A 22084-nucleotide genomic window follows, 5' to 3' on the forward strand; every position below is an offset into this window, starting at 1 on the left:
GCGCATATATGCCAAAATCTTATCGATTAAGTAAAGTAACTAGAGAATTAAACATATCCATCGGCCGAGCGGTTGATTATCTTGGTGAGCAAGGAGTTGAAATGGATACCAACCCCAATGCCAAGCTAGATCAAGCTGCCTATGATTTATTGTTAAATGAATTTGATGCAGATAGATTGCAAAAAGAAGCCTCGGGAGAAGTCAATATTAATAAATTAGACAAGGAGAAAAAAGAGCAGCAGAAAAAAGAGGCTGAGAAAAAGAAAAAAGCAGAGGAGGAAAAAGCGCGTAAAGAAGCTGAAAGGTTAGCCGAGGAAGAAAAAGCTCGGGAAAAAGCTCAAGAAGAAAAAGAAAGGCTTGAAAAAATAGCTGCTGAGAAAAAAGCGGAAGAAGAAAGGGCTAAAAAAGAGGCCGAAGAGCAAGCTAAGAAAAAAGAGGAGCAAAAATTGGCGGCACAACAAGAAGCCGAAAAAGAAAAAAAAGAAAGTTCATCTTTGCTAACGGAAAGAAAGAAATTAGCTGGGTTGACAAAAGTGGGTAAAATTGAGCTTCCGTCTGATAAAAAAGATACCGAGAAAAAAACATCTACAAAAGATGAAAAACTGACTCCCGCTAACTCAGAAAAGGAAGGAAAAGAAATCTCAGATAGTAGAAAAGAGCAAGAACCTAAATCAGACGCTCCTAAAAAAGAAGAGGATGATGATAGAATTAAGACTAAGTATAAAAAACTAGAAGGAATTACTAAAGTTGGGAAAATAGACCTTTCTAAGTTTGAAGATAAAAAGAAGAAAGATAGCAGCTCTGACGATAAAGATAAGAAGAAGCGTAAGCGTATTAAAAAAAATGTAAAATACGATAACCGTAAAGGCGGAAACAATAACCGAAATAAGAATACTCGACCTAAAAAAGATGTTTCTGAGCTGACAGAAGAAGAGGTTCAAAAACAAATTAAAGAAACGTTAGAAAAATTAACTGGCAAAGCGAATAAAACTTCTAACAAACGAGGAGCTAAGCACCGTAGAGAAAAACGTAAAAATCGTAGAGAGCAAGAAGAACTAGAAATTTTAGAACAAGAGCAGAATAAGACAATTAAAGTAACCGAATTTGTAACGGTGAATGATTTAAGCTCTTTGATGGATACCAATGTGATGGATATTATTTCTGCTTGCATGTCTCTAGGAATTATGGTGACGATGAACCAGCGTTTGGATGCTAATACCATCGAACTAGTAGCAGATGAATTTGGCTATAAAGTTGAATTTACCGATGCTGAGCTAGAAGAGACACAGGAAGATGAAATCGTAGATAATGAAGAGGATTTATTGCCGAGAGCTCCAATCGTTACAGTCATGGGGCATGTTGATCATGGTAAAACCTCTTTGCTAGATTATATTAGAAAAGAAAACGTAATCGCTGGAGAATCAGGTGGAATCACACAGCATATTGGTGCTTATAGCGTGGAGGTAGAAAAAAATAAGTTTATAACATTCCTCGATACGCCAGGTCACGAAGCCTTTACCGCAATGCGTGCGCGAGGAGCTCAGATTACAGACATAGCAATTATCGTGATCGCAGCAGATGACCAAATCATGCCACAAACCGAGGAAGCCATTAGTCATGCTCAAGCAGCTGGAGTACCCATGATTTTTGCAATTAACAAAGTTGATAAACCGACTGCCAACCCAGAAAAAGTAAAAGAACAGTTGGCTCAGAAAAACTTATTGGTAGAAGATTGGGGCGGTAAATTACAGTCTCAAGATATTTCTGCCAAAACAGGTTTGAATGTAGACGAACTTTTAGAAAAAATATTACTGGAAGCCGAAATGCTAGAACTCAAGGCAAATCCAGATAGATTGGCCAATGGCACAGTCGTAGAAGCCTCGTTAGACAAAGGTAGAGGTTATGTTTCTACAATTGTAGTTCAGAATGGAACATTGAGAGTCGGAGACTACGTCTTAGCAGGAAGCAATCATGGGAAAGTAAGAGCTATGCTGAATGAGCGAGGCCAACAAATCAAAGAAGCTAAGCCAGCTACCCCAGTTACCATATTGGGATTAGACGGAGCACCTACTGCTGGAGATAACTTCAGAGTTTATGCAGATGAAAAAGAGGCGAAGCAATTAGCGGGCAAGCGAGAGCAACTTCAGCGAGAGCAAAGCATTAGAACTCAAAAGCACATTACGCTAGATGAAATCGGTCGTCGAATTGCTTTGGGTGACTTCCAAGAACTGAATGTAGTGTTAAAGGGTGATGTGGACGGTTCTGTAGAAGCTTTAACAGATTCACTGCAGAGACTTTCTACCGAAGAAATTCACGTTAACATCTTACACAAGGGTGTAGGGCAAATCACAGAGAGTGATGTCTTATTGGCTTCAGCATCAGACGCCGTTATTATCGGGTTTAATGTAAGACCAAATTCTTCTGCAAGAAGCGTTGCAGATAAAGAAGAAGTAGAAATCAGAACTTATTCGATAATCTATGATGCCATCAATGATGTGAAAGAAGCGATGGAAGGTATGCTTTCCCCAGACTTGAAGGAAGAAGTAATAGGTGAAGTAGAAATAAGAGATACCTTTAAGATTTCTAAAGTTGGTACTATAGCTGGATGTATGGTGTTGACAGGTAAAATTACTAGAAACAGCCAAGTTAGAATCATTCGTGAAGGTGTGGTAATTCATGATGGTGAATTAGCAAGTCTTAAACGCTACAAAGATGACGTGAAAGAAGTTAATAAAGGCTATGAATGTGGTCTAAACATTAAGAACTTTAACGACATTCAAGTAGGAGATACGATAGAAGTTTATGTTGTAAACGAGGTAAAGAAAAAACTGAAATAAAAATTTTTTAAGCCTTAAAAAAAATTGAATAAAAAAAACCGTTTCAGCATATGAAGCGGTTTTTTTATTAAACTGCGCGTAATTTTTTTTCATTCTAAATAAGATTTAAAATATCTTTTTTTGTGAGAAATATCATTAATTCTATAATGTATTTTGATTTTTTTTATCAAAAATTTAATTGAGTATGCTTTTGCATGCTTTTATGTGCGGTTTTATTGGCTTGTTTTGAAACAACGTATGTTAAAATGTTGTAAATATTTAAAATGTTTATAACTTAGCTAAAAAACAAACTAAAAATATGAGGAAAAACGTAAAAAAATTACTTAGCGTTGCTGTTTTCTGTCTTGCCATTTATGGTTTTGGTCAAGAAAAAACAGTAACGGGGCAAGTATTAGATTCAGATGGCTTTCCCGTACAAGATGCATTTGTGCATATAGAGGGAGAATCACAAGGTGTCTACACAGATGAGAATGGGAATTATACTATATCTGTAGAGGCAGGAGATGTTGTAGTCGTGGAATATATTGGTATGGAAACCAAAAGTGTGACGATTGGGGCAAAGAACACTTATGATTTAAAATTAACCAAGGGAGGGGCTATAGTCTTAAAGGACGTTGTAGCTGTGGGTTATGGTAGCCAATCGCTGAAAGATGTGACAGGAGCTATTACTTCAATTAGTGCAGAAGAACTGGAGAATAAGCCAGTAGCATCTGTAGAGCAGGCATTACAGGGGAAATCACCTGGTTTGCAGATTGTAAACACTGCGGGTAGAGCTGGAAGCCAGGTGCAAATGAGTATAAGAGGAAATGGTTCTTTAAGGGCGTCTAATGATGTCTTATACGTGATTGATGGAGTGCCTCAGGAGTCGATGAGTCACTTGACAAATGAAGACATCAAGAGTATTTCTGTGTTAAAAGATGCTGCATCTGCAGCGATTTACGGTTCAAGAGCTTCTAATGGTGTTATCTTGATTGAAACGAAACGTGGAGGATATGGAGAAAATGTGAAAATACAAATCAGTTCTTCTAGAGGGTGGCAATCTCCTGTTGGCCTTCCTAAACTTCTTGATGCTACGCAATATAAAAAAATACATGATGTTGCAAGAACAAATTATGAGGCAGATATTGCATCAGGAGTACTTAAGGCGCCCAAAGATCCTGCTGTATTAACTCCAATGGCTCAACCGCAAGCCAGCACAGATTGGTTAAATCAAGTGCTAAGAAATGCTGCAATTGTAGAAAATCACCAAATAAGCGTAAGTGGTGGGGGAGAATCTACGAGAGCTTACCTCTCTGGTTCATTCTTTAACCAAGAAGGAATTATAAAGCAAGATAGCTACAAAAAAGGAAGATTAAGATTAAACGTAGAACAGAAGATTACAGAATTCTTGTCAACAGGTATTAACTCTTACTTCTCTTACTCTTCAGCTACTCCGATTGCGGATGATAATAATACGTACCAGCCGTGGAATAATGCCATTCAAGCACCTCCTATTTACCCAGTCTATGGAAATAAAGGAAAACCTTACAGAGGCAATTTTAAAAATCCACTATGGGCTTTTGAGAGAGAGGTTGCTAGTCGCTGGCAGACAGTAGGGGGGCAGTTTTATTTTGATTTGACTCCTTTAGCTGGGCTTACTTGGCATTCCTCTTTTAGCGGGAATATAGATAATGAAAGATATAATCGATTTGATGCGCCTAATACAAAAAGAGGAGAAAATGGAGATGGTGTACCTACAGGCTATGGAAGGTATTCAACTAAAAATAATAGAAATTACCAAATAGAAAATACATTGACTTATGATAATAAGTTTTTTGAAAATAATTTGAGTTTGAATTTCTTAGCAGGGCACACATACCAGCATTGGGATTATGAAGACTCTTATTTAGAAGGAGAGAAATTCCCTTCTGATGATTTAAGATGGTTAGTTTCTGCCGGGGAAATTAATAAAGGTAGAAGTTATATTTTAAGCATTGGTTTAGAGTCCTTCTTCTCACGATTACAATTAAACTGGTCAGGCAAATATTTGCTTATGCTATCAGCCAGAGCAGATGGATCTACAAAATTTGCTAAAGGAAACAAATGGGGGGTATTCCCAGCTGCTTCTGCAGGATGGGTAATCTCAGAAGAACCATTTTTCAATAGTAGTACAGTTAATCTATTTAAACTGAGAGGTTCCTATGGCTTAACAGGAAACCAATCTGGAATTAGCTATGCTGTAGGGCAAAATTTATTGACAGGGGGGCAGAATTATGATTTGCAGCCAGGTTTAGCCGCAACAGATGTGTATAACCCTGACCTAAAGTGGGAAGTAGGTTATAGTACAAACATAGGATTGGACTTAACATTATTTGATAGACTTAACCTTTCCCTTGATTTGTATAAGAAAACAACCAAAGACTTGTTAAATAGAATAAATATACCTCAAGAGTCTGGATTTAGAACAATGCTCAAAAATATTGGAGAAATATCAAACAAAGGATTTGAGGTAAGTACAAACTTAGATATTTATAAGTATACAGATTTTAAATGGAATATTGCTGCAAACTTTTCATACAATGAGAACAAAATTAAAGATTTAGGTCTAGGTGAGGTTGATTATTATACAACAGGTTTCGTTTCTGTTCTAAAAGAAGGAGGAAGTCTTGGCTCTTTCTATTTATTAGAAAGCCTAGGAGTTGCCAAAGAAAAATATGAATATAAAGATGCCAATGGAGCTGTGACAAAAGTTGTACAAGCAGGAGATATGATCTATAAAGACCAAAATGGGGATGGGAAAATAGATGATAACGACAGGAAAGTATATTCTGGCGGAATTGCACCGATATATGGCGGAGTTTCAACATCAATTAGCTACAAAGGCTTTGATTTATCTATTGCAGGTCAATACTCAGTAGGGAAAAAACTGTATGCAATGTATAAGGAAGGTGCGCTAAACGGAGGAGCCGTTGGTCATCCATCTTTCTCAGAGAATATGTTGACACAAATGTTAGACTATTGGTCTCCAAAAAATCCAAATGCTGCCAACCCAAGACCGCATTTATCTTCAGCAATTTCATCTTGGAACACCCAAAGATCTACAAGATATCTAGAAGATGCAGATTATTTCAGAATTTCAGATATTACAGTAGGATTTAATTTAACTTCTATACCCTCGCTTAAACTTGGGTTTATAGAAAAAGCTAGAATTTATGTTCAGGCAAGAAATCCATTTACTTTTACAAAATATTCTGGTGTAGACCCCGAAGTACAATACTTGAACCAAGGGACGGCAAATAACCAAAATGAATCAAACCTAGCGAAGACAACCTCTGGTGTAGATTATAATGGAATTCCAAATATTAAATCAATAAACGTAGGTTTAAATATTAATTTTTAAAATAAAAAAATGAAAAAAATATTTTTATATATAATGATTGTAGGGAGTGTATTGTCACTAAACTCCTGCTTAGAGGAAATTTCCTCAGAGGCCTCATTAGATGCTTCAAGTGAACTAGCAGAAGACGATGTCAATAAATTACTGGTAGGCTTATATAGGAAAGTTAGACATCCTAACAATTACGGGTATTTCGCTGTGATGACATCAGAGATAATGGCAGACAACTATAAGCCAGTGAAATTTCAATTCTTTCAGGTTCAAAACATATATGAGCATAATGTGCCGTCAAATGATCTTTTATTACGCAACCTCTATGTAGATTTCTATGCAGGTATAGATAGGGCAAATACGATTTTGAAGTCACCATCTGCAAATAAAGATCAAAAAGGGAAAGCAAAATTCTATAGAGCATATACGTATTTAAGACTTTTTGATCTGTATGAGAGAGTTCCAATCATTGATGAAAATTATAATAGACAACCCATTGCACCATCATCCAAAGAAGACGTGCTAAACTTCATCATCGAAGATTTGAAATACGGCAAAGAAAATATGGTAGAATTTGATGGGAAGAATGTAGGGCTATCTAGCAAAGTTCCTACAAAAGAAGCTGCAGCAGCATTGTTGGCAAGAGTTTATAGGCTAAAAGGCGACCTCGCCGCTGCTGCAAATGAAGCAGAATATGTGATAGGAACCAATAAGTTTTCTATCGCTCAAAACCCAAAAGAAAGAGACAGTGAGGTGATTACAATGCTAAAAGGAAACAAAGCAGAGGAAGCAGGCTCTTGGGGATGGATAATGAGCTACGAGGCGAGAAATTGGAACTGCTTTGCCGCAGCAGATGATTTATTGAATCTGATTTCAGATAACGATACGAGAAGAGCATTATTTGATTTTGATAAAAAAGATGAAAGAAACGGATACGTATTTTCAAATAAATATAAGACTCAATATAACTCAGATCTGTTAGTCGTTAGAATACCAGAAATGTATTTAATTTCTGCCGAAGCAGGAAATACAAATAGACTGAGGGAATTACAAAACATCCGAAACTCTACGCTGAGTCTAGAAGATGAAAGAAGACTTGAGATGTCTTTTGAATGGACCAGATGGCAAGACTTGAAATTATCAAAAAAACAAGACTATGTGCTTCCCTATCCACAGCAAGCCGTAGATAGCAATCCATTGTTGAAATAGAAAATCAAAGAAGCCGCCTCCGCCAGAGGCGGTTTTTTTAGATGCTTCATTTATTGAAATAAATCTTGATTTTTCAGCTTTCAGCCAAGGCTATTATTTTTTGATGTAGACTATCTACAAATTCCTTAATTTTGAAGCATGTATAAATGTTTTTTTTTAAGCCTTATATTTTTTCCATTTTTTGCATACGCTCAGATTAATGCTGAGAAAACTCAAAACGTATTGCGTGATTCTATACAAAGCGCAGAGCCTAAATCTGTTCCCGATTCACTGAAAACCTTTTCACCAAGCATACAAGATTACCAAAAATGGAACTCTCTGGAAGAGAAAAAGCCCATAGATACCACTTTGAGCATTCAAAATTTTTATCAACAAAACGTTTATCTACAAGACAATTTTTCATATCAATTGCCATCCAATTGGGGGAAGCCGCTTATCCCGCTTAGCATTGAGGTCAAAAGAAAAAGTAAATTTGTCCCTACAGGGAAATCATATTTTTATACACTAAATGAAGCCGTTAATTACTACGATGTGAAAACTCCCATTACACGCTTTATCTTTGAAAATGGCGTAAGAGAAGGGCAATTTCTCTCTACACTTTTTACTCATAATCCCAATCAGCAAATCAACTATGCCATTAACTTTAATTCGCTTAGGTCGCAGGGATTTTTTCAGAGAGAATTAGTGAGTATGAAAAACTTAACTGCAGCGGTGAATTATAAAACAAAAAATCAACGTTATCAGCTAGAAACAAACTTTATTTCCCAAAGCAATAATAGTGATGAAAATGCTGGACTAGATAGTTTGAGTATAAAAGCCTACCAGGGTAACAATCCAGATTTTAGTGACTTAGAGCGTCTAACCCCAAATTTGAAAACCGCCAAATCAGAATTCCAATCCAATTCATTTTTTATCAATCATCATTTTGGCTTATTTCGTATCGGGAAAGATTCCCTACAGCAATATCCATTTAGAATTTATCATCAGTTAAAGTTCAAAAAAGAAAGCTATAATTATGCAGAGAATTCAGATGAAGCTTACTATAAATTTGAAGAATTTGATGTGAAAAATAGAAAATCAGCAAAGAATTACAAAGAATTTTCTAATCAAGCTTTATTAGGCTTTTCCATATCAGATCGCTTAAAGCTTCAAGCAGGTTTGGTCTACAGCCTAGAGCAAAATTACCTTGACACTATATTTTCTAAGCCTTTACAAATTCCGCAGAAAATCAATGAAAATCGCTATGGGGTGGTAGCAAATGCAGCTTTTCTATGGAGAGATAACATTCAACTAAAGGGAAATGCTGAGTTTACCAATGGAGAAAATTTTGGATCACAGTTTTTCGTTCAGGGAAATTTGGTTGCTAGGTTTAGTGATTTGGTAAAGGTGGAAGGTGATGTGAAAATTGCTTCAGAAATGCCCTCATACAACTTGATATTTAATCAAAATTTTTATAAGCCTTATAATTTTTTTAATGCCGATTTTAAAAATGAAAATACACAAAATCTCAGGTTTAAGCTAAAATTACCACGCTTATCCTTACAAGCCTTTGGTGGGTTTTATAATGTGTTGAATTACACTTATTTGAATGAAAATCAGTTGCCTGAGCAGTCTGGTTCGGCTTTAAATTACTTTAAAGTAGGGGGAGAGTATTTATTATCTTTTAAGAAATTTCATTTCTTATCGCGTGCACAATATCAGCAGGTGACTTCCAATGCCCATTTGCTGCCTTTGCCAAGTGTGGTGGCTAGGCTCACAAGTTATTATCAATCACCAGTTTTCAGCAGAAATGCAGAGCTACAGGCAGGGTTTAACGTCAAATGGCACACCTGGTACAAAGCTCGCTTATTTTCTCCGATTTTGAATGAATTTTATTTACAAAAATCTGGGGAAGAAATAGCATTAGGTAACTACCCGCAATTGGATGTTTTTGCCAACCTGAAGGTGAGAAGCATGCGTATCTACTTCCGTGCAGAAAATTTAACTTCTTTTATTTTGCCTGCACAAAATTTAATCATGCCCAATCAAGCCTTTAGAAATTTCAAACTTCAGATTGGTGTACACTGGGTTTTGTTCAATTAAGAGCTCGTTTTAGTTTCATTTAATCTTAGCAAAGGCTCAATAAACTGTCGGTCGTTGCACAGGCGAGGCACTTTGTTTTGCCCACCGAGTTTGCCACGTTCTTTCATCCAGTCGTAGAATAAATTCTCCCGTGCGATATGAATGTTTGGCGCATTCAGCGTCATATTATTATAGCGTTTAGCTTCATAGTCAGAATTGATTTCTTTCAGCCGATCGTCAAAAATATTTTTAAAGGCTTTAAAATTTACGGGTAATTTCTCAAATTCAATGATGTATTCGTGTGCCCCTTTTTCTTTGTCTTTCATAAAAATAGGCGCACCAGTAAATTCATTGATTTTGGCTTCAGTGGCCTCTGCCGCTACTTTTAGTGCATCTTCTACATTTTCTATGATGACTTCTTCGCCAAAGGCATTGATGTAATGTTTAGTCCTGCCCGAGACGACAATACGGTAAGGATTAACACTCACAAACTTCACGGTATCTCCAATCATATAGCGCCATAAGCCACCATTGGAAGAAATAACGATAGCATAGTTTTTACCCACTTCTACATCGCTAAGCGGAACAGCTTTGCGTTCTTGCAACGCTGAACCTTCCATCGGGATAAATTCATAGAAAATACCAACATTGAGCAATAGGAGTAAATCTTTAGAATCTTTTTGATCTTGAAAAGCAAAAAAGCCTTCACTCGCATTATAAATTTCATAATGCCTCAACTCTTTTCTGCATAAATCTGCATAATTCGTTTGGTAAGGTTTAAAACTAATCCCCCCGTGGAAAAAGACTTCCACATCAGGCCAAATGTCGTCTAATTTTTCTTTTCCTGTGATTTCTAAACAGCGGTTAAGCAATACGAGCATCCAACTTGGCACGCCCGTCAAGCTACCCACGCTCTCGTTGATGACTACATTGGCAATGGCATCTAACTTCACATCCCAATCGCTCATGAGTGAAATCTCACGATTGGGGGTATTCATAAAATCAGTCCAAAAAGGCAAATTATCAATCATGATGGCCGAGAGGTCACCATACTTGGTTTTATATTCTTGGTACAATTCAGCACTTCCTCCAATTCTTAAATTTTTTCTTTTGAAAATTACCGTATCGGGGTGATTTCTTAGGTAATTAGCAAAAAGCATTTTACCGCAAGTGAAGTGATTACTCTCCAAAGATTGCTTGGTGATGGGGATGAATTTACTTTTAGCATTAGTAGTGCCAGAGGACTTTGCAAAAAAATGACAAATTCCTGGCCATAGAATGTTCTCCTTTCCTTTTCTTGCACGTTCTATTTCTGGTTGAATTTCTTCATAGGTAACGATAGGTACTTTCTCTTGAAACGTTTGATAATTTTTTATTTCATTAAAATGGTGTGCAAGACCATATTCCGTTTTTTTCCCGTTTTCGATGAGAAGGGAAAACTCCTTTTCTTGGGCCGAATGAGGGGCATTAATGATTTCCTCCATTTGGTCATAATAAGCCTGGGTAACGAACGATGCAACTTTATTGATGATACTCACGAATTTTAAGTTTAATTTACCTACAAATTAAGTTAACTTTGTAATGGCTGAACAAATTACAAAAAAAGAACTAAATGCAATATACCGGGCCCTTAAAAAAAATGTTGACGGAGCTTAAATTCCCAATTCAATACTATCTTAGTTTAAAAGATGACTTCTTACACATCAATCAACTCATCGGGCAAGAGATGGAAATATGCTATATAGCAAATGAGTGCAAATCTTGTCGTTTAGACAAGCCAATTTTCAGAATGGGATTTTGTAAAAACTGTTTTTTTACTGCTCCTGAAGCGAATCCTAATATTATAAAGCCAGAACTTTCTCAAGCTCATTTGGGAATAGAAACTCGTGATTTGGCCTGGGAAAAAGAATTTGAATTGCAACCGCATATTGTATATTTAGCAGAAAGTGGCAGTATCAAAGTCGGTGTGACGCGCGAGAAGCAAATTCCCTTCCGGTGGATTGACCAAGGAGCAGACCAAGCGATTGTCTTAGCAAAAACAGAAAATCGATATGAAGCAGGTATGATAGAAGTGGCGCTAAAAGAATATTATGCCGATAAAACTAATTGGCGACAGATGCTCACGGCAAAAGCAGACCAGTTTGATCTAATAGAAGAAAAAATAAAAGCAAAAAACTTTATCCCTACTGATTTTCAGAAATTTTATGTAGAAGAAGGAGAGGTTTATGATTTTGAATTTCCAGTAAAAACTTATTTGCCAAAAGTAAAGTCAGTCAAGTTAAGTTTGAATAAACCCTTCTGTGGGAAATTAATGGGAATCAAAGGGCAATACCTGATTTTTGAAAATCAAGAAGTCATCAATGTGCGAGGGAATGAGGGGAAAGTGGTTACTATCAAGATTTAAAAAAAATTAAGGCTTAAAAAAATCTTTAAAAATGATTTAAACAAACCATCTTTAAAGATTTTTAAAAATTTTCTAAGCCTTAAAAAATTTAATTCGCTAATTTCTCAGCTCTTTTATCCTTCAAATCAGAAGCATCGATAAATGAAGGAATCAATTGCTGATGAACCAATGTTGAGTTTTGAGCTTGGATTGAATTTCTTTCCATTTCTTCGTTCATAATTTTTTCAGGCGGAGCGGTCTTATTAGAGGGTTGGATGAAGAAAACCCCATTATTCCCCTTGATGGCAGAGGAAACTTTACCTTTTGGCAAGCCAAAAGCCGCAGCCGCTACATTTTGCTCTACCCCGATACCTGGTAAATTTCCGTTGAAATAATTCAACCCATTGGCGGTTTCTACCTTTGTATTTAGAGTCTTAGCAATACTATTTAAATCTTTAGGACTACCCACTTTCTCTTGTATAGATTTTGTAACCTTTTCATGTAAAATAAAGGGCTCTACAATCTCTTTGTAAGCAGTAATGTTGTATTCATCTCCACTAAATTTATCGTTGAGGTAAGCCACAATTTGTCCGCCATCGTTGGTTTCAAATCGTTGTATACTACCAGGTTTGGTGTCTTTGTTGAACGCCCAACTGAGGATGTCAGATTCTTTTTTAGTATTTTCTATACCTGGGAGTTGAGGTTGAAAGCGTGATAATCCATATTCGGTAGAAACCTCTGCTCCTGCACTTCTTGCGCTATTGACGAAATCATTGGCAGATTTGCCTTGAGACTCAACAGCAACTTTGCTTGATTGGTTGAAGATATTCTGCTGAGTTTCTTCGCTTGGCATTAGTTGTTTTTGAATTCTAGCCAATTGATAACCAGTTTTTTGCTTCACATCATCAATTCGGATGATATGATACCCAAATTCAGAAGGAACTAAATCAATACTTCCTTTAGGATTATTGGTAATATAATTTAAATAAGCTGGAGAGAAATTCTGTTGAAATCTGCTGACCCAGCCAACGCTACCGTTATCTTTTGCAGCAACTTGATCATCTGATACGCTAGAAGCTAATTCATTGAATTTAGCTGGATTTTCCTTTACTACGCTCAATAGGCTATCAGCTTTAGCTTTTGCTTGCTCGTTAGTCAAAGAGCTATTTCCTCCTTGGCTTCCTTGGAAACCAATGAGAATATGACTTGACTTTACTGAGTCAGTAACTGGTTTCACATCAGAGATTTTGATCAATTGGGATAAATTTTCTACCTGAATAGGGCCGACTACTTTACCTTTTTCTAAATTTGACAGTAAAGCAGACTTTATAGCCTCGTTGGGTATATTTTCTAGCTGAGTTTTGGTGTAGTAGTTAGGGTCAAATGGAGCTTCAGAATAACGTGAAACATAAGCTGAGTCGTTGATAGAAGCTGTAAATGATGGGATACTATCTGTAATGCCAGTTTCTTCATCTTTGATGACTTGTGAGCTTAGAAAAGCATTGATGCTTGAGTTGAATTTTTGGCGATCTGCATCACTTGCTTGTGCAGGGAAATAAGCATAAGATAAGTTGACTGAAGGTTCTTTTTTGAATTGTTTTTTATACTTCTTCAGATATGATTTGACTTCATCATCAGAAACGGTGATGCCATTGGCTTTCGCATAATCGGTATAGTCAACAAAAACATAATTAATGTCTGATTGTACTGATTTCAAATCACTATTGAATTTAACTTCAGAATTGGTTGGTAAAATTCCACCAGCAACTAATGAAATAAATTCTGAACGCAGAGCATTAAACTGAGGGTTGAAGTTTTGCCATTGCTCAAAAAAGTAATTAGCCTGGGGATTTCCTCCCTGTGCAGCTGCTTGTAATTGAGCTAAAAACTGCTTAGCAAGACCGATGTTTACTTGATTATTTTGATTGACCAAATCAGGATTGACAGAAGAAAAAAATCTCCCCGCCATCTGATAATATTGATTGTCGGTAAAGTTTAATCCTAATTCCTTTGTTTCACTACTAATGATTCTCTCCTGTAGCAGCTGATTCCAAGCTTGTTGAGAAACTAAGTTTTGACTTGCTCCTTCCAGCCTTGGATCTTTGGCCAATCGATTATAAGCTAAATTGTAATCCTGAATATTGATAGGTTTACCATTTATAGAACCTAATTCATTGGGGTTCCCAAAAACATTTCCTTGTGAGAAGGCATCCCCCACTAAAAAAGCAAATAAGGGTAAACCGATTCCTAAAATTAATAGCCAAGGGTTTTTTCTAATTTTTCCTAAAAGCGCCATGCGTTAAATTTTCTTTACAATCTGCAAAATTACAATTATTCTGTAAAAATACTGAATGTTATATAAAAAAAATCAATCGTCTAAACGGATGATTTTGATTTCTTCTATCTTTGTTTCAGAGACTTTTTCAGCTCTAAATAGGTAATCCCCCACTTTAAATTCTTCTCCTGTCTCTGGAATTTCTTCTAAAATAGAGACCGCCAAACCTCCCAAAGTTTCATAAGCTTCATCCTCTGGTAAATCTAAACCATACTGCTCATTGATATAGTCAATTTCTAAACGAGCAGAGAACAGAAACTCATTTTCGCTGATTTCTTTTTCTGTTAGTTTGTTTTGGTCATGCTCATCTTCAATTTCACCAAAGAGTTCTTCCACGACATCTTCTACGGTTAGCATTCCTGCCGTTCCGCCATATTCATCATTCACGATGGCAACAGACTTTCTACTTTTGATGAGTTTATTCATAACTTCTTTGGCGATTTCTGTTTCATTCACAAACTCTACGGGGAGAAGAGCACTGCGAGTTGTGCGAGGTTTCTTGAATAAATCAAAAGAGTGAATATAGCCGATGACATTATCGATATTATTTTGGTAAATAATGATTTTGCTATAGCCAGTTTCGATGAATTTTAGCCTTATGTGGTCTATATCTTCATCTATTGCCATGGCAACAATTTCTTTGCGTGGGATCATACATTCTCGCACCTTTATATCAGCAAATTCTAAAGCGTTATGAAAAATTTGAACTTGGGAATCAATGATTTCTTCATCAGAATCGGTTAACTGTTCAGAAATAAAAAAGCGTAACTCATCTTTTACAAAGATTTCATCTTCTTGTTGTTCTTTGCCTATCATTTTTAGGAATAAATTCGTTATCCACATAATAGATGCAGTGATAGGGGCAAACAGCCAATAGAGAAAAAACACTGGAATCGCAAAGGTTTTGAATAAATTATTGGGAAATAAACTGAAAATAACTTTGGGTAAATATTCTGCAAAAACTAGAATAATAAGTGTTGAAATAACGGTTTGAATTAAAATTTTCAGAATTTCAGAGGAAATTTCGGGAAGTAGAGAAATGATGAAAGAACCAGTGAAAATTCCATAGATGACAATAGCGATATTATTCCCTACCAACATAGTAGCGATAAACTTTTCTGGTCTCTCTGCTAAAAAAGTGATGACTTTTGCCACTAAAGTTTCCTTTTTTTTCTCTATTTCCATTTCCATTCGGTTGCTGGAAATTAAAGCGATTTCCATGCCCGAGAAAAAAGCTGAGGCAATCAATGAAAAAATAATGATAGCGATTGTAAAGCCCATTAATCCTTTTTTTTATTTAAATCTAGGAAGGTTACAGAATCTTTCAAAATAGAATCAGATTGAGCCAAAGCAGGTTTTTGTCTTTCAAAAGCAATAACTCCACTATTATTTTTGAGGGTAAATTCTTTGAAATCTTCACTTGCCTCTATTCCATTTTCAGAAACATTTACTGTCCCGTCCATCCTTTTGATGGTTACAGATTTATCGGTAAATATACGTCTATTTTTATTGTCCCAATAGATTTGTTCCGTTTTTAGTGTATCACCATCGTTATTTATCATGACAACGTTTCCTCTTCCCTCATACATTTTTTTCTTGTCTTGCAATTTAGCCCAATTTGCCCTTAAAAAATTAGACTCGTTCTCATCTCGATTCCAAAATAAAACTTCTACACCTCTGCGCATTAAGGTGTAAGGGGAATCAATTAGCGTGAAATTTTCTATCAGAGGCGCATTGAGTTTCATTCTAATCAAGCCACTGTCTTTGTAGATAACTTCAGCATTAAAAATAGTTTGGTCGGAGAAATTTTTGTTTAGAGGCCCTTTTTCCTCCGTTTTTTTAATTTCACAACTATAAAGAATTAAAGCAGCCAAAATAAATAAGGCTGCTTTAAAATAAATTTTTAGAAACATCAAGAAAAAATCTATTTAATCATTATTATCTTACTCTTGTTGTAGCGCCACCAAAACAGCTAATGCTAACAGATTCACCTTTTTTCTTACCATTTTGGAAGGCCATTTCTTGATTTGGTGCAGTGGCTTCATAGCTGTTTGCTGCTTTTCTGGCCCAAGAGCAAGATCTACTATCTACAGCACAAGCCTTATTGGCATAGTCAGCTGCTACCCAGTAGGCGCTTAGTTTCTCAAATTGAGAAGATCCACAACTGTTGGCGTTTGACCCAAAAATACCAGCAATTAATTGATATGGAGCACCAAATCCTGGTTTGTAGTTTGCTGCTCTTTTGGCCCAGCTTACAGCGTTAGATAAATTCCCTGTTTTCTGATAACTCAATGCAATATAATAGGCAACATCACCTTTGGTTGTGCCGCTTACTTGGTCTATTGCTTTTTGGAAACTAGTAATTGCGCCGCTATAATTTCCAGCTTTAAATTTTCTAGCACCATCAGCATAGTCAGAGCCAATCGTGCTTGAGGTGTTATTGCTTGATGAGGCAACGCTGATATCCTCTTGAGGATTTTGTTTCTTCCATACGATTTTGTATTGATCCTCTATCGTTTGCATGATGGGTAAATCATAGCAATCATTGCTTGCTAAAGAGGCGTATGATTCTTTCAGCCACTCGATACTGTCTTTGTTGGCCTCAAAGTTATTGATAAACATTGGAGCGATGTTGTCACAAGTTGTATATTCCTTCAGAATTGCTTCCATAGATTGGTTAACATCCACAAAAACATTTTTTGCAGACTGCGCATTTTCCATAATTTGTTGTTCTGCGGCAGTTAATTGATTTTGAGGATTAATTTTTTGAATACTGTCTAGTTTTTCAGCCAACTTTCCATATTCGATAGAGCGAAGCTCAATATTGTCTTCCGCCACTTTTTTGGTTTTGAAGTAAACATCTAAGGCTTGATTAAAGTCAATTTTATCTTCGTTTAAAAGTTCTAAAGCTGTAGTATAATACAGTAAAACGGTATTGGCAGAAACTTTCTGAGTATCTTCACTAGAGTTAAATAATTTAGTAAAGGCATCATAAGCTTGCTGCTTATCAATCAAATTATAATTAAGCATATAGGAGATACGCTCACCTTCCCAAAAGGCTTTTTTATCTTCTGCAAAGTACTGAATTCTCTTATCTAGTAAGTCAATTAAATCCTGAGCATATTTTTTCTTATCAGCCTCATTAGTTGCATCTTTAGCCAATTCATCCAAAATGATTTCGCCAAAGTTGTAATAATTTACTTTTTCAGAAGCGCAATTTTGTAAAGCCTCTTTCAAGATTGGGTATGCTTCTTTGTAATTTTTAGTTTGAACTTGCTTATTCAATTTAATTTCGTAGGTATCACAATTTTGTGCTTGAATAGACTGATAGCCTAAAAAAAACATTGCTAAACCAAGTATAAATAATTTTCTCATTTTTTATAGGTTTAAATAATTAATCATATTTTCTTTTTTGGAACCACGTGTCGCTCAAATTAAAACCTAAGCGTAAGTTCGCAAAGCTTTCTTTTATCAGGTTATTTTCTTTCGTTCCTTGTTGCCCCAATTCAATGCCAATGTTCAACTCAGAAGGGTCGCTCGATTTCCCCATAGGTAACCCAAGCCCAAAAGTAATGCCATAACGATTTATTTGCTGATTGTTAATCTCAAAAGGCATATTTTCATAGAAGCCACCAAATCGATAGGTTACTCGCTGGAAATAGTTCCTAAAGCTATTAAACTGAGGTGTGTAATAGCCCCCGAGCCCTAATCTTAGACGGTCTTTAGAATTATGTTTTTGGTTGATGAAATTTAGTTCTGAAGTTTTTTCCCAATCCACTTGAGCTCCAACCAACCACTTTAAATCTCTCCCATAGCTTAGCGCAAGAGAAGCCTGCTGAGGGAATTTCACATCTTCATTGCTGGATTTTTCGTAGATAATATCTTTATTGATAGGTGCTGAACCTAAAGATATTAGCTGATAAGTACTTAGTTGGTAAGACTGCGTTGACTTCAATTTGTTGCCCAAGCCGTAAGTTGCCCCAGCAAAAAATCGCTGATTTTCACCTACTTTTTTATTAAAAGCTAAACCAGCAGTCAAATTAAACCCCTTCAGTTCATCTTCATAAGTATAGTCTGTAAGTAGTTGCGTATTCTGAACAGAGAAAACTTCATTTCTTTTTAATTTCCCAAAGAGGTAATCAGCACGTAAGCCCACAGCAAAATTTTGATTAACATTATAAGAGAGAAAGGCATTTAAACTGTTGATTCCGCCATCGCCTTTGTATAAGTTAACTTTCTGTGGATTGCTCTCCAAATCATAAATTCCAGCCTTGTAGCCTACGGAAGAGTAAGGCTGAAAACCAATTCCACCACGGAATTTTAGCCCCATTGGGAAGGCTAGATGAACCTTAGATAAATAAGTTGAACTTCTAGAAGACTCATTCTGCTTATCGGCAAACCGAGAAAAATTGGCTGCGCCTTCAAAGCTAAATGTTGTGTAAAACAAATTATTATTAGCCGCAGGGTTAGAAAAATTAGCCTCGTTCCCGTAAGGGGATAGATAGGAAGTACTAACACCTCCCATGCCAAATGTAGAAGCTCCATGATTGAATATTTTATCGCCATAACCCAAAGAAGAATAAGGAGATATGGAAATATCTTGTGCCGTTAGTGTAAACGTAACCAAGGTTAGCAGGAAGCAACTTATGTATTTGCTCATATGAAAAATTTATTGCGTAGGTGCAAATATGCTAAATATGCTTAAAAATTAAAAATGTTAGATTGTATTTGTGCGTTAAAAAAACGTAATTTCTTCAAGCTTTTCAAAAAAAATTAAGGCTTAGAAAAAAATAGAGTTAAATTCGTGGGTAAAATTAGCATAAAATATTCGTAACTTTAAGCCATGAGTAGACTATACAGCTTTGGATTTTATAACCTAGAAAATTTATTTGATACGGTAGATGACCCACAGGCTAAAATTATGATTTTTGGCGACTTTAATTCCAATCCAGAAGATGAAACGTTAAAAAAACACTTTAAAACCACAGGTTATTTTCAAAATCAAGAACCTTACGAGTTTTATAACCCCATGGAATTAATGCGAAAAGAGGGGAAATACACGACAAAACACCGAGATACTTGGATATTGTATGATCAAATGCTTTTTTCAAAAGGCTTTTATTTAGATGAAAAAATTCGCTTAATTTCAAGTCATGTTTTCAATCCTTATTTTTTACAAGAATGGAATAGGAAATATCACGGGGAACCATTCAGAACCTATGTAGGGAGAAAATACCTAGGCGGGTACAGCGACCATTTCCCCATTTATACAATTTTTAAAATTTAAAAAAATGAAAGAATATTTAGATTCAACGTATTTAAAAACCCCTGAACAGTCAGATCTATCAGTGCAAGAAACCGAGCAAAGAGTCGTTGATTTAGTTCAAGAAGCCATTGAAAATAGATTCAAAGCAGTAATGATTCGCCCTGGCTATGTGAAATTGGCAAAAAAAATAGTAGACAAGGCACAGAGTCGAGTGAAAGTGGGAACGGTAATTGGATTTCATGAGGGAATCAATACCATCAAAGAAAAAATTCAAGAAGCAGAGCGAGCCATAGATGATGGTGCAGATGAGTTGGATTTTGTTCTGAATTTTCAGCAACTGAAAAATGGAAATTTAGATTTCGTGAAAGAAGAAGTGAAGACTGGAAATGACCTGGTGTTGAACAAAGGACGCGTTATCAAATGGATAATAGAAACTGCTGCTTTGACTGATGAGCAAATAGCAGAAGCAAGTGAACTAATCAGAGAAGTAACTTTAGAGTATTTACCAAGCAAAACAGATGAGGTTTTTGTGAAATCTTCCACAGGATTCTATACTACAAAAGATGGAAGCCCCAATGGAGCTACGCCTCACGCTATAGAAATTATGCTGAAACACGCACATCCGCTGCCAGTGAAAGCGGCTGGAGGCATCAGAAATGTGGAAGAGGCCAAAAAACTGATAAGAATGGGCGTAAAACGCTTGGGGACTTCATCTGCCAAAGAAATCGTAGATGGAAACGAGGTGGAAGGTTATTAAAATTAGAATTTTTAGCGAGAAAATTTTTAAAGCCTTAGAAAATTAAGAAAAAAAACGAGGAATAAAGCAACCACTTCTTGCCGTTGCTTAAGCGTGATTTACGTTCATTAAACATTGAAAGTGAATACTTTGTCTAAGTTTAACTAAACCCTAAAAAGAAGAGAATTTTTTTGAAAGAAGTGTATTCTTAAAATTCCTAAAACACAGATAGAATAGCTATATTTGTGAGCTTAAGAATTAGATATGAGTTTAGTAACAGTAGGATCGGTTGCTTTTGATGAAATTATTACTCCGTTTGGCGAAAGTGGTAAAATTTTGGGTGGAGCCGGCACGTTCATTAGTTTAGCAGCATCATTATTGGGTGTTGAAAACGTCTTAGTTTCTGTCGTAGGAGAAGATTTTCCGCAGAAGAATTTGGATTTTTTGGTAGAAAAAGGCATTGATATTAGCGGAATTGAAATAAAGGAAGGCGAAAAAACTTTCTTCTGGAAAGGGCAATACCACAATGATATGAACTCGCGAGACACACTCGTCACCGAGCTGAATTCTTTGGGGAATTTTCAGCCCAAAGTTCCTGCCAATTGGCGAAATCCAGAAGTACTGATGTTGGGTAATTTGCATCCTTTGGTGCAGGAGTCCGTTTTGAATCAAGTAGAAAAACCTCGTTTGGTAGTTCTGGATACGATGAATTTTTGGATGGATTCGGCTTGGGATGATTTGCTAAAAGTCATTAAAAAAGTAAGCGTTTTGGCGATAAATGATGAAGAAGCTCGGCAACTTTCTGGCGAATATAGTTTAAGAAAAGCTGCAAAAGCGATTTTAAAAATGGGTCCTCAATTTTTAATTATAAAAAAAGGAGAGCACGGCGCATTATTTTTCCATGAGGATGAAATCTTTTTCTCTCCAGCGCTTCCTTTAGAAGAGGTTTTTGACCCAACGGGAGCAGGCGATACTTTTGCTGGCGGTTTTGCAGCCTATTTGGCCAAAACAAAAGATTATAGTTTTGAGAATATGAAAAACGCAATCATCATTGGCTGTGCCTTAGCATCTTTTACGGTAGAAAAATTCGGTGTAGAAAAACTAGCTAGCGTAACCAAGGAAAACCTTGCAGAAAGAATTAAAAAATTTAAGAAACTTTCGCATTTCAACTTAAATGTAGAAAATTTTATATAATTATTAAGTATTAATGAAAGAAAAAGAATTATACCAAGATATGGGTGATGGGCATATTCCTGGGAATCATGAAACGCCATTAAGAGCAGATGCTTTTGATTTGAATGATGATGAGAAAATAGAAAAAATAGAAAAACATTTCTATGAAATCATGAATGTGCTGGGGATGGATATGGGAGATGATAGCCTGAAGGGGACACCACATCGTGTGGCAAAAATGTATGTGAAAGAAATCTTCGGCGGGTTAAACCCAGAGAGGTGCCCGAAAATGTCTACGTTTGAAAATAAATACAAATACAATCAAATGTTGGTAGAAAAAGACATTACCGTCTATTCTACCTGCGAGCATCATTTTTTGCCCATCGTAGGGAGAGCACACGTGGCGTATATGAGCAAAGGGCGAGTCATTGGTTTGTCAAAAATAAATAGAATTGTAAATTACTATGCACGCCGCCCCCAAGTGCAAGAACGCCTGACGATGCAAGTGGTGCATGCGATGCAAGAAGCACTGGGTACCGATGATGTAGCATGTGTGATTGATGCGAAACATCTTTGTGTCAACTCCAGAGGAATTAAAGATATAGAAAGTAGCACGGTGACAGCGGAGCTCGGCGGAGCCTTTAGAAACAACCCGACGACACGCGCAGAGTTTTTGAAATACATCGGCATGGGAACAAGGTTTAATGTATAAATTTT

General features: G+C 36.3%; 15 protein-coding genes. 9 read left to right on the top strand and 6 right to left on the bottom strand.

Annotated features, from left to right (window positions below):
* Positions 1-8 precede the first annotated feature (8 nt).
* From infB to QOX03_RS00725, 4 genes are all read left to right on the top strand, one after another.
* Entirely contained in the window at positions 9-2837 is a 2829-nt protein-coding gene (infB, locus tag QOX03_RS00710; RefSeq protein WP_283671092.1) for a translation initiation factor IF-2, read from the top strand.
* Between the two features lie 298 nt (positions 2838-3135).
* A complete protein-coding gene (locus tag QOX03_RS00715; RefSeq protein WP_283671093.1) occupies positions 3136-6216 on the top strand; it encodes a SusC/RagA family TonB-linked outer membrane protein in 3081 nt (1026 codons plus the stop codon).
* Positions 6217-6225: 9 nt separating this feature from the next.
* Positions 6226-7413, top strand: a complete 1188-nt coding sequence (locus tag QOX03_RS00720) for a RagB/SusD family nutrient uptake outer membrane protein (RefSeq protein ID WP_283671094.1) — start codon at positions 6226-6228, stop codon at positions 7411-7413.
* Positions 7414-7551: 138 nt separating this feature from the next.
* Entirely contained in the window at positions 7552-9495 is a 1944-nt protein-coding gene (locus tag QOX03_RS00725) for a putative porin (protein WP_283671095.1), read from the top strand.
* Here the strand turns inward: QOX03_RS00725 and QOX03_RS00730 are convergent.
* Entirely contained in the window at positions 9492-10958 is a 1467-nt protein-coding gene (locus QOX03_RS00730; RefSeq protein WP_283671772.1) for a GH3 auxin-responsive promoter family protein, read from the bottom strand. The two genes, QOX03_RS00725 and QOX03_RS00730, sit on opposite strands and share 4 nt — an antisense overlap.
* A gap of 155 nt (positions 10959-11113) precedes the next feature.
* Between QOX03_RS00730 and QOX03_RS00735 the strand changes: the two genes are divergently transcribed.
* On the top strand, positions 11114-11878 hold the full coding sequence (locus QOX03_RS00735) for a DUF2797 domain-containing protein (protein WP_311394697.1): 765 nt from the start codon (positions 11114-11116) through the stop codon (positions 11876-11878).
* A gap of 88 nt (positions 11879-11966) precedes the next feature.
* On the opposite strand, the gene QOX03_RS00740 is transcribed toward QOX03_RS00735, so the two are convergent.
* The 5 genes from QOX03_RS00740 to bamG all read right to left on the bottom strand — a co-directional run bounded on the left by QOX03_RS00740 (position 11967) and on the right by bamG (position 18852).
* Positions 11967-14153 carry a peptidylprolyl isomerase gene (locus QOX03_RS00740; RefSeq protein WP_283671096.1) on the bottom strand — a complete coding sequence of 729 codons (2187 nt, stop codon included), beginning with the start codon at positions 14151-14153 and terminating at the stop codon, positions 11967-11969.
* Positions 14154-14225: 72 nt separating this feature from the next.
* The gene (locus tag QOX03_RS00745; RefSeq protein ID WP_283671097.1) at positions 14226-15473 is read right to left on the bottom strand and encodes a hemolysin family protein; all 1248 of its coding nucleotides are present in this window, start codon (positions 15471-15473) and stop codon (positions 14226-14228) included.
* Complete coding sequence (gene lptC, locus QOX03_RS00750; protein WP_283671098.1) at positions 15473-16105, bottom strand: LPS export ABC transporter periplasmic protein LptC; 633 nt, start codon at positions 16103-16105, stop codon at positions 15473-15475. The genes QOX03_RS00745 and lptC overlap by 1 nt, the downstream gene beginning before the upstream one ends.
* A 25-nt stretch (positions 16106-16130) precedes the next feature.
* Positions 16131-17567: a DUF6340 family protein gene (locus QOX03_RS00755; protein WP_283671099.1), complete on the bottom strand. Its 1437-nt coding sequence runs from the start codon at positions 17565-17567 to the stop codon at positions 16131-16133.
* Positions 17568-17586: 19 nt separating this feature from the next.
* Entirely contained in the window at positions 17587-18852 is a 1266-nt protein-coding gene (gene bamG / locus QOX03_RS00760; RefSeq protein WP_119058793.1) for a BamG family beta-barrel-assembly machinery protein, read from the bottom strand.
* A gap of 183 nt (positions 18853-19035) precedes the next feature.
* Here bamG and QOX03_RS00765 point away from each other — a divergent pair, with 183 nt between their 5' ends.
* The 4 genes from QOX03_RS00765 (at position 19036) to folE (ending at position 22079) form a co-directional block, all read left to right on the top strand.
* Positions 19036-19479: an endonuclease/exonuclease/phosphatase family protein gene (locus tag QOX03_RS00765; RefSeq protein WP_283671100.1), complete on the top strand. Its 444-nt coding sequence runs from the start codon at positions 19036-19038 to the stop codon at positions 19477-19479.
* A gap of 4 nt (positions 19480-19483) precedes the next feature.
* Entirely contained in the window at positions 19484-20215 is a 732-nt protein-coding gene (gene deoC, locus QOX03_RS00770; RefSeq protein ID WP_283671101.1) for a deoxyribose-phosphate aldolase, read from the top strand.
* 243 nt (positions 20216-20458) lie between these two features.
* Complete coding sequence (locus QOX03_RS00775) at positions 20459-21388, top strand: PfkB family carbohydrate kinase (protein ID WP_283671102.1); 930 nt, start codon at positions 20459-20461, stop codon at positions 21386-21388.
* A gap of 13 nt (positions 21389-21401) precedes the next feature.
* Positions 21402-22079: a GTP cyclohydrolase I FolE gene (gene folE / locus QOX03_RS00780; RefSeq protein ID WP_119058789.1), complete on the top strand. Its 678-nt coding sequence runs from the start codon at positions 21402-21404 to the stop codon at positions 22077-22079.
* Positions 22080-22084 lie beyond the last annotated feature (5 nt).

Origin of the sequence: Candidatus Ornithobacterium hominis (assembly GCF_951229915.1) — a bacterium.
In the GTDB taxonomy this organism is placed as follows: Bacteria; Bacteroidota; Bacteroidia; order Flavobacteriales; family Weeksellaceae; genus Ornithobacterium; species Ornithobacterium hominis.

Bases quoted from the DNA above. Each gene is read 5' to 3' on its own strand.
- infB (WP_283671092.1), top strand. From the start codon at position 9: ATGCCAAAATCTTATCGATTAAGTAAAGTAACTAGAGAATTAAACATA.
- QOX03_RS00715 (WP_283671093.1), top strand. From the start codon at position 3,136: ATGAGGAAAAACGTAAAAAAATTACTTAGCGTTGCTGTTTTCTGTCTT.
- QOX03_RS00720 (WP_283671094.1), top strand. From the start codon at position 6,226: ATGAAAAAAATATTTTTATATATAATGATTGTAGGGAGTGTATTGTCA.
- QOX03_RS00725 (WP_283671095.1), top strand. From the start codon at position 7,552: ATGTATAAATGTTTTTTTTTAAGCCTTATATTTTTTCCATTTTTTGCA.
- QOX03_RS00730 (WP_283671772.1), bottom strand. From the start codon at position 10,958: ATGGAGGAAATCATTAATGCCCCTCATTCGGCCCAAGAAAAGGAGTTT.
- QOX03_RS00735 (WP_311394697.1), top strand. From the start codon at position 11,114: ATGTTGACGGAGCTTAAATTCCCAATTCAATACTATCTTAGTTTAAAA.
- QOX03_RS00740 (WP_283671096.1), bottom strand. From the start codon at position 14,153: ATGGCGCTTTTAGGAAAAATTAGAAAAAACCCTTGGCTATTAATTTTA.
- QOX03_RS00745 (WP_283671097.1), bottom strand. From the start codon at position 15,473: ATGGGCTTTACAATCGCTATCATTATTTTTTCATTGATTGCCTCAGCT.
- lptC (WP_283671098.1), bottom strand. From the start codon at position 16,105: ATGTTTCTAAAAATTTATTTTAAAGCAGCCTTATTTATTTTGGCTGCT.
- QOX03_RS00755 (WP_283671099.1), bottom strand. From the start codon at position 17,567: ATGAGAAAATTATTTATACTTGGTTTAGCAATGTTTTTTTTAGGCTAT.
- bamG (WP_119058793.1), bottom strand. From the start codon at position 18,852: ATGAGCAAATACATAAGTTGCTTCCTGCTAACCTTGGTTACGTTTACA.
- QOX03_RS00765 (WP_283671100.1), top strand. From the start codon at position 19,036: ATGAGTAGACTATACAGCTTTGGATTTTATAACCTAGAAAATTTATTT.
- deoC (WP_283671101.1), top strand. From the start codon at position 19,484: ATGAAAGAATATTTAGATTCAACGTATTTAAAAACCCCTGAACAGTCA.
- QOX03_RS00775 (WP_283671102.1), top strand. From the start codon at position 20,459: ATGAGTTTAGTAACAGTAGGATCGGTTGCTTTTGATGAAATTATTACT.
- folE (WP_119058789.1), top strand. From the start codon at position 21,402: ATGAAAGAAAAAGAATTATACCAAGATATGGGTGATGGGCATATTCCT.